Origin of the sequence: Gimesia chilikensis, assembly GCF_008329715.1 — a bacterium.
GTDB lineage: Bacteria > Planctomycetota > Planctomycetia > Planctomycetales > Planctomycetaceae > Gimesia > Gimesia chilikensis.
The window spans coordinates 736,363-751,254 of the sequence record NZ_VTSR01000032.1 but is presented as its reverse complement, the minus strand read 5'-3'; the positions used below and the strand labels follow the sequence as shown (position 1 = coordinate 751,254).

10 protein-coding genes are annotated in these 14,892 nt (G+C 53.4%); 7 read left to right on the top strand and 3 right to left on the bottom strand.

Annotated features, from left to right (window positions below):
* Positions 1-32 precede the first annotated feature (32 nt).
* The 5 genes from FYZ48_RS27745 (at position 33) to FYZ48_RS27725 (ending at position 7,178) form a co-directional block, all read left to right on the top strand.
* A complete protein-coding gene (locus FYZ48_RS27745; RefSeq protein WP_149345721.1) occupies positions 33-1,208 on the top strand; it encodes a sialidase family protein in 1,176 nt (391 codons plus the stop codon).
* 69 nt (positions 1,209-1,277) lie between these two features.
* Positions 1,278-5,399, top strand: coding sequence for an FAD-dependent oxidoreductase (locus FYZ48_RS27740; protein ID WP_149345720.1), 4,122 nt, complete (start codon positions 1,278-1,280; stop codon positions 5,397-5,399).
* 95 nt (positions 5,400-5,494) lie between these two features.
* Entirely contained in the window at positions 5,495-6,229 is a 735-nt protein-coding gene (locus FYZ48_RS27735; RefSeq protein WP_149345719.1) for an MBL fold metallo-hydrolase, read from the top strand.
* 172 nt (positions 6,230-6,401) lie between these two features.
* Positions 6,402-6,842, top strand: coding sequence for a hypothetical protein (locus tag FYZ48_RS27730; protein ID WP_149345718.1), 441 nt, complete (start codon positions 6,402-6,404; stop codon positions 6,840-6,842).
* Positions 6,843-6,863: 21 nt separating this feature from the next.
* Positions 6,864-7,178, top strand: coding sequence for a hypothetical protein (locus FYZ48_RS27725; RefSeq protein WP_149345717.1), 315 nt, complete (start codon positions 6,864-6,866; stop codon positions 7,176-7,178).
* 226 nt (positions 7,179-7,404) lie between these two features.
* Here the strand turns inward: FYZ48_RS27725 and FYZ48_RS27720 are convergent, their stop codons facing one another.
* The gene (locus FYZ48_RS27720; protein ID WP_149345716.1) at positions 7,405-8,490 is read right to left on the bottom strand and encodes an alpha/beta hydrolase; all 1,086 of its coding nucleotides are present in this window, start codon (positions 8,488-8,490) and stop codon (positions 7,405-7,407) included.
* A gap of 373 nt (positions 8,491-8,863) precedes the next feature.
* On the opposite strand from FYZ48_RS27720, the gene FYZ48_RS27715 reads away from it, so the two are divergent.
* Positions 8,864-10,294: a DUF1598 domain-containing protein gene (locus FYZ48_RS27715; protein WP_149345715.1), complete on the top strand. Its 1,431-nt coding sequence runs from the start codon at positions 8,864-8,866 to the stop codon at positions 10,292-10,294.
* A 111-nt stretch (positions 10,295-10,405) separates the two neighbouring features.
* Positions 10,406-12,208: an arylsulfatase gene (locus FYZ48_RS27710; RefSeq protein WP_149345714.1), complete on the top strand. Its 1,803-nt coding sequence runs from the start codon at positions 10,406-10,408 to the stop codon at positions 12,206-12,208.
* On the opposite strand, the gene hemG is transcribed toward FYZ48_RS27710, so the two are convergent.
* Together hemG and hemE are read right to left on the bottom strand one after the other, a co-directional pair.
* Complete coding sequence (gene hemG / locus FYZ48_RS27705; RefSeq protein WP_149345713.1) at positions 12,171-13,661, bottom strand: protoporphyrinogen oxidase; 1,491 nt, start codon at positions 13,659-13,661, stop codon at positions 12,171-12,173. The genes FYZ48_RS27710 and hemG overlap by 38 nt on opposite strands.
* A gap of 54 nt (positions 13,662-13,715) precedes the next feature.
* Complete coding sequence (gene hemE, locus FYZ48_RS27700) at positions 13,716-14,774, bottom strand: uroporphyrinogen decarboxylase (RefSeq protein WP_149345712.1); 1,059 nt, start codon at positions 14,772-14,774, stop codon at positions 13,716-13,718.
* Positions 14,775-14,892: the final 118 nt, after the last annotated feature.

Here is a 14,892-nt window from a genome sequence, read left to right as displayed (position 1 = left end):
TATTATTAGACCTTTTTACTGGAAATCAGCCCATGCTCCCTTTTATCCTGCGCCTGGCGAAAACCTGTTCCCTGTTCCTGTTGATAATCTTAAGCCTGCTGCAGACCACTCGGGCAGGCGACCTGCAAAAGACAACGCTGTTTTCCGCCCGGGATGGTGAATATCACCACTACAGAATTCCTGGCATCATCGCCACCAGCAAAGGAACACTGCTTGCTTACTGCGAAGCCCGCAAGACAGCTGGCGACTGGGCCGATATCGATATTTTGATGCGCCGCAGTACCGATGGGGGACAGACCTGGGCAAAGCCACAGGTCATTCACAATGCAAAAGAAGAAACAGTCAACAATGTCGTTGCCTTCAACGATGCCCAGACCGGACAGGTGCATCTCCTCTATTGTGAAAACTATGCCCGCTGTTATTACACCCAAAGTAATGACGACGGACAGACCTTCAGCCCTCGCGTGGAAATCACCCCGGTCTTTGAAGAGTTCCGCAAAGAGTACGACTGGAATGTCATCGCCACCGGTCCCGGACATGGTATTCAACTACAGAACGGGCGGCTGCTGGTACCAGTCTGGCTTTCCACCGGAGGGAAGAAACATCGACCTTCCTGTGTCTCCACAATCTATAGCGACGATCACGGCAAGACCTGGCACCGCGGCGAGATCATCGTCAACCAGGGGGATCAGATCGCAGGCGAGAAGATCCTCAATCCAAGCGAAACGGTTGCCGTCCAGTTGTTTAATGACAAAGTCCTCGTAAATATCCGCACCGAATCGAAGCCGCACCGTCGGTTGATTGCCGTCAGTGAGAACGGCGCGACCGGCTGGTCTGAAAAGCATTTTGATCCACAACTGCTAGAACCGGTCTGCATGGGCAGTATTCTACGCGTTCCGGCGGGCAAGTCTCAGCCTCAGAATGCCATCGTGTTTGCGAACCCTGACAACCTGGAAGGTTCCAGCAAACGCAGAGGCCCCAACCGGGACCGCAAAAACTTGACACTGCAGATCAGCTTCAATGACTGCCAGACCTGGAGCGGCAAAAGAGTGCTTGAACCGGGGATCAGTGGCTATAGCGATCTGGCAGCCCTTCCGGATGGCACCATTGTCTGCTTCTACGAAGATGGCGGCCTGAAAAATAACGGTTACGACACAACCGGCTTGACAGTGGCTCGATTTCCATTGAAATGGATATTGGAGGATTGAGCCTGTCTGTAGTCATTCATTCGTCCCTCCTCACCGGTTACGCTCACCGAACTCGATTGAAAGTTGATCATGCCTCGTTCCCTCAGCCCAGTTGTTGTGCTGTTCTACAGCCTCCTCGTAATCATGTCCCCTCTCTCTGCTGCAGAACCAGACCACAAAGTCGACATCTGTGTTTATGGCGGCACGTCTGGTGGTGTCGTTGCAGCTGTCAAAGCAGCCCGTCTTGGTAAGACCGTTATCCTGATCGAACCGGGCCAGCACCTGGGCGGCATGAGTTCCGGTGGACTCAGCTTCTCTGACATGGGAAAGTCAGCCACGGTGGCTGGCATGGCCCGCGAGTTCTACGAACGGATCGGTAAAAAATATGGCAAGCCGCTGGAAACGCGATTGGAGCCGCACGGCGCAGAAACGGTCTTTGAAGAAATGATCAAAGAATCCGGAGTAAAAGTCATCCGGGGAGAACCACTACAGAAAGTTCAAAAGCAGGGACCACGAATCGTGGAACTGACAACAGAGCAGGGGACCCGCATCGCGGCAGAGATGTTTATCGACTGTACCTACGAAGGCGATCTACTGGCCGCAGCCGGCGTCTCTTATTCTCTGACCCGCGAAGCCAATTCACAATACAACGAAACATTGAACGGCGTACAGTTGTATGAAATTCCTCAAGTCCATTTTGGTAAGTATGACAAAATCGGCCGCCGCAAAGATCGGCGGGGGCTCTGGGATCGTGCCATCCCCCTCGATCCATACAAAATCTCTGGCAAACCGGAAAGCGGCCTGCTGCCCCTGATCGAGGAAGGAGAACTGGGAACAATCGGTGAAGCTGCTCCCGGAGTACAGGCTTACTGCTTCCGTTTATGTGTCACCGATCAACCGGAGAACCGGATCCCGATCGCACCTCCTGCCAACTACGACCCGGCCCGTTACGAGATCGTGGCCCGCTATATCGCTGCCTGTGAGAAAGCAGGCGATGATATGGACCTCCGCTGGTTTACCAAGCACGATGCACTCCCCAACGGCAAGTTTGATTTCAACACCGCCTATTTCGGTTTAAACTATGTCGGCGGTAACAAGGGGTACAGTGAAGCCTCACACGCCGAGCGTCAGCAGATTATCAAGGAACACGAAAACTACGCCCGCGGTCTGTTCCATTTTCTGAAGACAGATGAACGTGTCCCGCAGAAAATACGTGACCAGGTCAGTCGCTATGGGCTCTGTAAAGACGAATTCCAGGACAACGGAGGTTGGCCGCACCAGCTCTATATTCGCGAATCGCGACGGATGGTCTCCGACCTGGTGATGACCGAGCATTTTTGTCGCCACCAGGTGGTCGCCCCCAAATCGGTCGGTCTGGCCTCGTACGGCATCGACATCCACGAAATCCGCCGGATCGTGCATAACGGAGTGATGGTGCGGGAAGGTAAACTGCTGGGGCACCACAGCACCCGCGGCCCCTATCCGATCGGTTTTGACGCGATCGTCCCCAAAGCTGAAGAATGCGATAACCTGCTAGTCACTTTCGCAATCTCCGCCAGCCACGTCGCATTCGGCTCAACCCGCATGGAACCGGTGCTGATGATTCTCAGCCAGTCCGCCGCAACCGCCGCCAGCCAGGCCATTGATGTGGGATGCACTATTCAGGAAGTGAATTACCAGCGACTCCGTACCCAGCTGCTGGCTGACGGGCAACTGCTCGACTGGCCCTCACCTGTGCAAAACGGGAAGTCGATTGAACGAGTGATCGTAAACCCCGAAACATTACCGGGCATCACACTCGACGATTCCGACGCTGAATTCACAGGCAGCTGGGCGGAGAGTAACGGTCAGCCTTCACCAATCGGCAGGAACTATTCCCACGATGGAAACAAGGACCGGGGCCAGAAGTCGGCCCGCTTCAGTCCTGCGATCCAGCAGTCAGGCGACTATGAAGTCCGGCTGCTCTATACCTGGCATCCGAACCGTTCCAGTAAAGTTCCAGTGACGATTCAAAGTGCCGACGACAAGAAAACCGTCATTATCAATCAACGTCAGCCGGCACTGGTCAAACAGGTGCCAGTCTCGCTGGGAACCTTTCACTTTGAAGCAGGACAGCCTGCCTCCGTCACAGTTTCCAACCAGGGGGCCAATGGCTATGTCGTCGTCGATGGACTGCAGTTGCTGCCGGTGAAAATCGCTGAAGCAGAACGGGCGGGGAAACGAAAATCGGGATACCCTCAGCTGACAATGGAAGCCAAACCGAAATTCCGTCAGCCCAACGCAGCGCAGGCAGCACAGGTCGCCTTCTCCCCACTGGCGGAAAAAACCTTACCCCGTACACCCGGTGAATCGACGCGTCACTCCGTTGAACCGGTGCAGCTGGCACGGTCTGCGAATGCGGATGAAGTCGCCGGTAAAGCCTATGATGTCGTCGTGATCGGCGGCACCGGGGGCGGTGTGGCAACAGCGGTCCGGGCGGCCCGGGAGGGGTGTTCGGTCCTCCTGGTACAGCACAATGGGCATATCGGCGGAATGATGACCAGCGGCCTGATGCAGTGGGACGCCCTGTATGGCGGGCCGCGTTCCCCGCTGTTCAGCGAGCTTCTGGAAAACATCGAAAACTACTATATCGACACCTTCGGCCGCGACTCGCGCGATCATCAGACCATCCGTTATACTCACGAAAAATATCCGATCGGCTGGGCCGAACCACACGTCGCCGAGCGGGAGTACAACCGGCTGGTAGCACAGGAAAAGAACATCACACTGCTCCTGCACCACTACCCGACGGACGTCGATCGCCAGGGCTCCCTCATTAAATCAGTCACCCTCTGCCGATACGGCACGCCCGAGACGATTCAGGTGAAGGGAACCACGTTTGTTGATGCCACCTATGAAGGGGATCTGTTCGCGCTGGCCGACGTCCCTTACCGCGTGGGCCGCGAAGCCCGCGATGAATATAACGAGCCACACGCGGGCAAAGTCTTCGTCAACATTGACGGTCATCGGCCAGAGAGCGTCGTCAAAGAGGGGCTCAACATCCGCGTCTATGGTGCCCGTCAGGGGAGCATCGATCCCACCAGCCCATTCTCGGCGGATGGCGCAGTGCAGGCTTATAACTACCGGTTCTGTGTGACTTCAGATCCCGCTAACCGGCTGCCGATCCCAAAGCCGGCGAATTATGATCGTGCAGACTACCTGGACTTTCACCGTCGGTACATCCCGGCGAGCCGGGGGCCAAACCACAAATCACACGTCAACAGCCCGATCATGCCCGGTCAGAACCATGCCTATCCCGAAGCCGACTGGCCGACCCGCGAGAAGATCATCCAGCAGCACCTCGACTTCGGCCTGGGACTGATGTGGTTCCTGCAGCACGATGAATCAATCCCGGAAACTAAACGTCAGGAGTACCTCAAATGGGGGCTGCCGAAGGACGAATACGCCGACTATGATCACGTGCCTTACGAAATGTACGTCCGCGAAGCACGGCGGATCGTAGGCCGGCACGTCTTCAACGAAAATGACGGGATGCTGGCGGATGGCTACCATCGCACACCGATCCACCAGGACAGCATCGCGGTGACCGACTGGTACATGGACTCGCACTCCTGCACAACCGACAGCTGCCCCGGCTTCAAATATGACGGCAAACTGATCCTGACCGAAGAGTCCCGCCCGTCTCAGATTCCATATCGCGCACTGTTGCCGCAGGGGGTCGACAATCTGCTGGTGCCGGTCTGCCTCTCCGCGACCCACATCGCCTGGGGTGCAATCCGCCTGGAACCGGTCTTTCTCTCCACAGGCGAAGCCGCTGGTTACGCCGCCGCCCTGGCAAAGCAGCAGGGAACCACGCCTGCGGATCTCAATCCCGACCTGCTACTAAAAATGCTGGTCCGCCGTCGGCAACTGGTCAGTTTCTTCAACGACCTGAAAGTCAACAACTCAGATCCCTCAATCCCCGCCGCCCAGTACTTCGCCACCAAAGGGTTCTTCAACGACTATAACGCCCGTCTGAACGAACCGCTGACGCAAGCGGTCCGCAAGGTCTGGGAGCGGGGATTGAAACAGCTGGAGCAGGGGACGCTGAATCCCCACCAGTTGGCTGCAGAGGTACAGCAGGCGGAAGAACAAAAATCGCCGACGTCAGGGGAGACGCGCGGGGTATTTCTCCTAAAAGCATGGGGCAGTGTTGAACCACGGTCTTCCTGAAGATCTGAAACTCAAGTTGACTGTTTTGGCAGTTGAAGTATGATCTGAACGTTTTGATCTTCATTCTCAGAGTGCTCAATCTTCAGGAAGCAGCCATGTTCGACTTCGATACCCCCACCGTTAATGAAATTGCCGCGGATGTGTTTCGGATTGGCTGTTATGCGCCGGCTCTGGATTTGCAGTTTAATTATTTCCTGGTGCGGGATGACGCACCGCTGCTGTTTACGACCGGGTACAAGTCCAGCTTTCCGCTGGTAAAGCAAGCGGTCGCGCAGGTGATGGATCCGGCGAAGCTGCGGTATATTGCCTTCAGTCATTTTGAGTCGGATGAATGCGGGGCGCTGAATCAGTGGCTGGAAGTGGCTCCCGAGGCGGAGCCGGTCTGCAGCCTGGTTTCGGCAATGGTGAATATCAATGACTTCGCAATCCGGCCACCCAAAGGGATGGTCGACGGGGAGCAACTTAACACGGGCAAATATCAGTACCGCTTCTGCTCGACCGCACAGTTGCCGCACGGCTGGGACGCGGGGCTGCTCTATGAAGAGACGCAGGGAACGCTGTTCTGTTCAGACCTGTTCCATCAGGGAGGGAATGTGGATGCGCTCACTGAAAGTGATCTGTCCGAACAGGTGCTGGCCGCGATGCAGCAGATGCAGGCGGGTCCACTGGCCGACTACATCCCTTACACGAAACAGACAGACCATATCCTCAATCGCCTGGCAGACCTGAAACCGAAAACACTCGCGATCATGCACGGTTCCAGTTTCGCCGGAGACGGGGAACAGGCCTTCCGGGATCTGTCGACCGCGATGAAAACTGTCTTCGGTTAATGAATCACAAACATTTTCATTCACCACGAAAGGAAGGAAAAACACGAATGTTTCTATTGGCGAAGAGATCATGCTGAGAGACGGCAGACTGAAAAAGTGTTTGCCTCCTCAACTGAGATCAGTCAGAATGAACCGTGAGAGTCCTTTGGAATGTTTCGCGAGGTTCTACCCAATGCATCCGTCCTTTAAAAAGTTACTGATCCTGTTCTGCCCGTCCGTCGTTTTTCTACTGCTGATGATAATGCTGGTCTACAACAAGCACAGTGCGCAGCATGAGCCAACGCCGCTGGAGATCAAAATGGCACAAATTCGGCTGGGCACCAGTGTGGAGGACGCTGATGCGATCATCGGGACGCCCCCCGACCTCACAAAAGAGTCCAGGGGAGTGATCGTTAATTCCACTATATTACTGGATGAAACGAATCCAAAGTCAGCCGGTCATGGTCCGCCTCAGGACTATACCCTGCGAACCTGGAAGGGTGAAGAAGTCAGCGTGACAGTCGTGTTTGACCTGGACGGAAAATCTGTCTGCCACTGGTCCTGGTGGAACGACCAGCCCCCTCAGTCTCCCTACGGCCCCTATCGGGTGTTTGAGCGCGTCGGGCTGTTTTGAGTTTATATGGATGAAAAGTCAATGAAACACAGAGAGGATCAGATTTGTAAGCATTGTGGTCGGCCATGGACTCTGCTGGAGATTCTTGAAAATGTAGAGAGTTACTGGCCGGAAATGGATGTCATTCGTTGCCTGGCTCCCTGTTGTGGCATTCCCGAAACTTTACAACTGGAGAATGGTCTGATTCGTCGCGGGTATGTTTATACTGCAGGTGAACCCCATTTTTCTGATATGGAGCACTATGAAGTCCCCGGGCTGACGGTGGTAAAAAGTCCTGAGTCTCTGAAGTACTCGCTACACCAGAAAGAAGTCACCGTTACGAAACAGACGGGGTGATTCCTTTTTCATATTTGCAGCAGATGAAGTGCCATTGATTATTCTTTTTAAGTAGACAATATCGGATTAAAACTGTCTTTCCCCTGGAGAGAATCTGATCCCGCCGGATCAATTCGACGTTAATTGTCCCCCCAATGGCCTCGTTTTCGGGTAAGTGAGGGACGATCTCAATTCAACTGTTCATGGTTCTTTTTGCTACCACAAAAGTCACTAAAGCATATCAGTACTATTTCACCTTCGCAAACTGCTTCTGAAAGAACTCCAGCATTTCGCGTTGAGGATTGCGGCCTTTGGCTTCCGGTGTGTAGATGAAGACGTTTTCGATTTCGAGTTCGTTCATCTTTTTCACCAGATCACGCCCGAAGTTAGGGTGATGGATACCCTGGCCGGGGCGGGCGTTTGCAGGTAGGGGACCGTCTGCTTCGCTATAGACCATGTAGAGTGGTGGATCGTCTTTCGTCAGATGCATGATCGCAGATGATTCGTCGTAGCGTTTCTGCTGTTCCGGAGTGGGATGTAGGGCCTCTTCTGCTGTGTCCACGCCGTAAGCTTTGAAGATCGAAGGATGCTCCCAGGCCCGGCCACCTACCAGAGCTTTGATTTTGATCGGATCGTATGTGCTCTGTCCGCCAAAGGTGCCGACAGCCTGAATGCGGGTCGATTCGCGTTCAATGGGGTCGTCGCTGTCCGGTTTAGCCAGGTCGTCGTGAAAGGCGATCCACATTGAAATCCCAGCGCCGGCAGAGCCCCCAAAGCAGGCCACCCGCTTAGGGTCAATGTTCCACTCTTTAGCTTTGCTGCGGAGAAACTGCACGGCTCGAGCTCCGTCGCGCTGTGGCTCGGGAAGCAGAACTTTTTTCCCGTCAATAAAGCGGTAGTGAATCGCAGCGACGCTGATGCCGGCGTCCAGACACTGCTGTAGAAAGCCGGGATTCACCCGTTTACTGCCTCCCACAAATCCGCCGCCGTGAATGTAGACGACCAGGGGGGTCGGCTGATCGGATTTGGCCTGGTAGAAGTCGAGTACGTTCCGTGCATGGTCACCGTATTTCACATCGGCGTGGGTCGGTTTAACAGAATTGACCGGTCTTCCCTGACGTTTCTGCATTTGCTGACGATAAGCCCGCGCTTCGTCTCGGGTGAGAATACCATCCTTGTTTTTGTCAGCCGCCGGAAAGCGTTTCAACAACTGCTGCAGGCGTTCGTCCGGCTGCGGTTTTTCATCGGCTGCCCAGACGGGATACGAACCAACCACAAAGGCGCAGACGGCAAGGACGCGGAGACCGATATTTATGAAACGCAATTGTGGCATTGAGTCACCAGTTTTCTGTTGATATGGGAAAAGGAAACAATTAATTAAAATCCCCGATTATTTTACGATGCCATGCTGTCACTTCTCAAGCAAATTCTTAACCACTCTAAACAACACATACTTATTCTACCATGACTCACACAAAACATTATTGCCGCCCAGGATGATGAGCGACAAGTGAGGTGCCCAGTACCGTTTTCCAGAATGGAATCAAAATCTGCATGAAGTTCAAAAAACGAATTCGATTCTGCCGGGCAAGAATCACAAAACAGGTCTGACTTCGGGGTATCTGGACTGATAGAATGACATAAATCGTCTGGAATTTGCGGGCCGCAATCTGGAACAGCCCTGACAGGGCGGAAAGTGCTGGTTGATGAAACTCCTCTCTTACATCCGAAATAAACGAAGACATATCCGGTTCGGAACCATGCTCTGCCTGATGATCTGTCTCACTTCAGTCAGTCTGGCTCAGACGAATAACGGGGGCAACAACAATGGCAATAACACCAATAACCAGAACAACAACCAAAATGCCGGCGGGATCACCATTGATGCGAATGGTGTCATTTCGGCTCCGTTTCAGACCACGTTGAACAGCAAGCAACTGAACCAGAAACGGTTACAAGCCCTGGCGACCCAGACTCTGCCTGCAGACATCAATCAAAAGTCGGAGTTCCGCAAGGTTTCGCTGGTGCAGTTGGAGAAACTCTGCCAGGAATATAAAACCAAAAATGAGCCACTGCCCCCCGAGGTGCAATATCTGGCAGGGTTGTGGCGAATTGATTACCTGTTTGTCGATCGGGAGAACCATGACCTGGTGATCGCTGGCCCGGCAGAGGGCTTTGCGACGAATGCGCAGAACCGGGTGGTCTGTGTGAATTCAGGGAGGCCACCAATCCGGCTGGACGACCTGGTAGTGGCACTGCAATCGCAGGAACAAGACCTGGTGACTGGCTGTTCGTTTGATGCGAAACAGGAAAACCTGGCACGGATGCATGAATACATTCGTAGAACAAACAACGCCTCTTCGACGGCGACCGCGGTAACCCGCTTCCGCACCATGGCTCAGATCCTGGGAATGCAGGACGTGACCGTGACGGGAGTGCCGGCAGGTTCTCATTATGCCCGGGTACTGGTTGAAGCGGACTACATGTTGAAACGAATTTCGATTGGTCTGGAGCCCTCGGGAATTCGTGAGATCAAAAGCCATCTCGCGACTCTGCGGGGTGGAGGCAACAGCACTCAGCGATGGTGGTTCACGCCCCTTTATGATGCATTCACAACCACAGCAGACCGGGATGCATTTCAGTTCTCCGGACAGCGATTACAGATGATGTCCCAGGAGGAGTTCGTTAACCAGGCGGGCCAGCGAACAGAAGCCTCAGAAACCCGAAATTCAACAACCCGGTATGCGCAGCAGTTCACAAAATATTTCGCAAAACTCGCAGACCTGCACCCCACATTTGCCGAACTCCAGTCTATCACTGATCTCACCGTCCTGGCGGCATTGATCCGGAAAGAACGACTGGACGACCAGGTGGGATGGGATCATCGGTTCTTTCTTGCTGAATCTGATTATCTGGTCTCCCAGGGAAATATTCCCACACAAGTACCAACGGCGATGAATTATAAGAAGGCAGGGCGTTTGATGATCTGCCTGGTCGGAGGTGGTGTGACGATCAATGCTCGATCAATACTGCGTCAGACCGAGTTTGTAACGATGCGGGATGATTCACTGACTGAACGAAAACAGTCAGTTCAACGAGGGGAAGGTGACCTGAAATCCCGCTGGTGGTGGGATTGACGTTCTATTTACTGAAACTGATTCTCGTCACTCTCAAGACACTTCAGGCCGATACTTTAGTGCCTGACCAACTGAAATCAACACGATCTATTAAAAGAAACTGAATTCAAAATGAGACGCGCTTCCTTATTGACACTATTCTGTTTTCTAGTCTGTTCTTTCGTTTTGTCGAACGGAACTCTCCTCTTTGCGGCGAAACCGAACGTGCTGTTGATTATGACTGATGACCAGGGGTGGGGGGACGTCCGGCTGCATGATAATCCGTTGATTGAGACGCCAAACCAGGATCTACTGGCACAACAGGGAGCCCAATTTGAGCGGTTCTTTGTTTCGCCCGTCTGTGCCCCGACACGAGCCGCCCTCTTGACGGGACGCTATAGTCTGCGGACGGGCGTGCATGGCGTAACCCGCGGTTTCGAGAACATGCGCGGGGAAGAGGTCACGATTGCTGAGATTCTGAAATCAGATGGATATGCAACCGGTGCCTTTGGGAAATGGCATAACGGGCGACATTATCCGATGCATCCCAATGGCCAGGGATTTGACGAGTTCTTCGGTTTCTGTGGAGGTCACTGGAACAGTTATTTCGACACAAACCTGGAACATAATCGACAGCCGGTTAAAACACAGGGCTACATCACAGATGTGCTGACTGACAAGGCGATCGATTTCATCAAACAAAACCAGGAACAGCCGTTCTTCTGTTACGTCCCCTATAATGCACCGCATTCGCCCTGGATCGTCCCAGAGAAATACTGGAACAAGTATGCCGACAAAGGTCTGGATGACAAAGCACGTTGTGCCTACGCAATGGTGGACTGCGTGGATGAAAATCTGGGCCGATTACTCAAAACCCTGGATAAATTGAAGCTGGCTGACAACACCATTGTGCTGTTTCTGACAGACAACGGCCCGAACAGCAATCGGTACAATGGTGATATGCGCGGTCGCAAGGGCTCGATCCACGAAGGAGGTATTCGCGTACCGTTGTTCGTACGGTATCCGGGAAAAATCGAGCCTGGAACAGTCGTCAAGCCGATCGCGGCACACATTGACATTCTGCCAACGCTGCTGGAATTCTGTGACGTGGAGTCAACATCTGGAGTTCCCGTGGATGGCAAAAGCCTTGTGCCGCTGTTGACCAAATCTGCTGAAGCGAAGTGGCCAGAGCGAATGCTGTTTGTCGATCGTCTATTCCGCAATTCAATTCCAGGAACGGAGCTTCCCGTAGGGTCAGTGCGTACCGATCGCTGGCGAGCCGCATATGAGCGAAACAAGTGGAGCCTGTATGACATGCAAGCTGACCCGGGAGAGAAAATCGATGTTTCTAAAGAGAACCCGAAGGCTCTAGATCGATTGAAGACGGCTTACAGCAAGTGGTTTCAGGATGTATCAGAACTCGGCTTTGAGCCGATACCCATTCCTGTAGGACATCCAAAAACATCGACAACATCTCTGCCAGCAAATGAATCATTTCTGAAGCCGGAAGCCGGGCAGGGGATTAACTACAGTGGCAAAGGACACAATGGTTACGCTAACAGCTGGATCGAAGACTGGACCGACACCGGAGCAAATGCAGTCTGGCACCTGGAAGTATTAACGCCAGGAACTTATACAGCCACTCTGAAATACACCTGCGCCAAAACTGATGTGGGCTGCCAGATTGCCGTGGAAACTGGTGACCAGAGTCTGAGTGCGACAATTTCCAAGCCTCATGACCCGCCCAAGGTTGGAAACCAGGATCGGGTTGAGCAGTCAGATAACTATCAGCGAAAAGACTGGGCGGAGCTTAAGCTAGGCACATTGGAACTGAAAAAAGGCACCTGCGATCTCAAGCTCACAGGCATCAAAAAGCCAGGCAATGAACTGATCGACGTTAAGGGGATTGAGCTGGTGCGTCTGCAGTCAGAGTAAGCATGAGCCGCTCTGCGGCGTCCTCTGCACTCTGAATCGAATCAGGTATACCAACACCACGATAGGCATTACCGGCCAGTTCCAGCCCTGGATAGTGTGACGCCTGTTGTTCGATCTGCTCGACCAGTTCCAGATGCCCAAGATGATACTGGGGCATGGACTGATTGTGTCTGAGCAACTTAGAGAACAGAGGTTTGCCCTGCAGTCCCAGGATATCGTCGAGTTCGCTGCGCACAATTTCCTGCAGTTCTTCATCAGTGTGTTCCAGCATTTCTGACTGCATGGCACCGCCGATGAAAGTACGCAGTTGAATACAATCTTCCGGCGCCCGACCAGGAAACTTACGACTGGCAAATGCCACTGCGAATATTTTGCGTTTCTCTGCAGCAGGAATTACCAGACCAAAAGCGCGGAGCGGATGTTTGATATCCGAGAGCTTATAAATATTAACGAGAATCGCAGTAGACGCGTATTCAATCTGTGCAAGCAGGCTGGAGAGTTCGGGAGCGAATCCAGTGGTCATGCTCGCCGCCTGATGCGTGGGCGCCGCGATTAAAACAGCGTCGAAATGCTGTGTTTGAGCAGCCCCCTTCGAGGCCATGGTCACTTCATATCCGCCCCCTGCTGATGGCACAACATGGGTAACACAATGTTCATAGAGGATTATTCCCCGCTCGGAGACACGCTCTGCCAGAGTGCGTGTCAGCGTTTGCATACCTCCCTTGAACGCAGCAAACAGTCCATAACGGGCACCTGTGGCATCGGACTGGGAGCGGGCTGCTTTCTTCTGATGCCGGGCGGCTTTGATCAGGCTGCGATGATCCCGTTCCATGTCCAGAAAGCGTGGAAGTGTCGCCCGCAAGCTCAGTTTCTCCGGATCGGAGGTATAAATACCAGCCACCAGTGGTTGCACGAGTCGAGTCAGAGCTTCTTTACCAAAACGGCGGGTTACGAAATGGGCAAGACTTTCATCATCCCGATCGAGCCCGCTTGAACTGTGCCGACGAGGTAGAAAGTATTCCAGCCCCATGCGAATTTTCCCCCACAAGCTCAGCAACGGAGTACGTAGCATAGGGAGCATGCGCGAGGGGGTCATCAGTTCGAACCCAAGCGGGACGGGGACTGTCAACCCCCGACTCAATACGAGTGCTCCACGGTAGCGTGTATCAGTGGAAATCAGCTGATCTACCAGCCCCAGACGCTTACAGAGATTGATGCCTGCAGGTTTGTTGGTAATAAACATGTCGGCGCCGGTATCGATCAGATAATCACCCTGATCGATAGTCCCAATCCACCCACCAGATTCTGGTTGTGCTTCGAAAAGGGTCACTTCCACAGGCTGCTGCTGTTCGTCGGCCAGTTCCAGAATACGATGTGCAGCAGAAAGGCCGGTCACTCCACCACCAATCACGGCGATGCGTTTTGCTGCTCTTGAAGGATTGGAGTCAGTCATGAGGTCGCTCAATATCAACAGGACAACAAAAAGAACTTATTTCAGGCGAAACAGTTATCTGCAGCCGAGTTCATGGACCATTTCAACAAGCGCTTTGACGTTGTCTGGATTCATATCAGGCATCACGCCATGTCCGAGGTTAAAGATATGGCCGTTGCGACCGCCGGCGGCATCGAGGACGGACTTTGCTTTCTGCTTGAGCACCGGCAGATCGGCATAGAGAGCAATTGGATCAAGATTTCCCTGAACGGCTACATCTGGACCGAGGATTTCCCAGGCATCAGAGAGGTTAATACGCCAGTCGAGCCCAAAGACCTGACCGCCGGTCTGCTTCTGCAGTGGGATCAGGGCGGGGTTCCCAGTCATGAAGTTAATCACAGGAGCGTGATCCTGTACCCCGGCCACCAGCTTCGCGGTATAAGGCTGAACGTACCGCTGATAATCTTCAGGGGAGAGACAGCCGGCCCAGCTATCGAAGATCTGCACGGCCTGGCACCCGGCTGCGATCTGGCGTTGCAGATAGATGATCAGGTTGTCAACGAAGCGGTTCATCAGAGCATCCCAGGCAACCGGATCGTTATACATAATTTGCTTGGTACGTCGGTAATTTTTTGAGCTTCCCCCTTCGATGGCATAGCTCGCCAGGGTAAAGGGGCAGCCGGCAAAACCGAGCAGGGGAATATCTGTCGGCAAGTCGGCACGGATCAGTTTGACGGCATCAAAGACAAATTCCAGGCAGTTCATATCAGCGATATCTGTCAGACGATCAACCTGGGAAGATTCCTGAATCGGATTGTGAATAACTGGGCCTTCGCCTTTGACATATTCCAGATTCAAGCCCATCGGCTCGAGAATCGGCAGTAAATCAGCGAACAGGATGGCAGCATCCACCCCCAGTACACTCTGTGCAGTGAGCGTGACTTCCGCTGCGAGTTCAGGAGTTTTACAGAGTTCAATGAAGGTGACCCGATTACGAACTTCCATGTATTCCGGCAGGTAACGTCCTGCCTGTCGCATGATCCAGATGGGGGTGGTATCAACGGGCTCGCGACGGACAGCCTTCATAAACCGACTGTTTTGACAATAGGCTGTATCAGCCTGCGGCGAATTCATTCTATTTCTTTCCGGTACGTAACGTATTGAGAATGTCTATCAGGTGGGAATATTCTAACAGGTAGGTCGGTCTTCTGAAATTCAGGGCAGCATCGATTCCGGAATCAGGTCAGGAGAC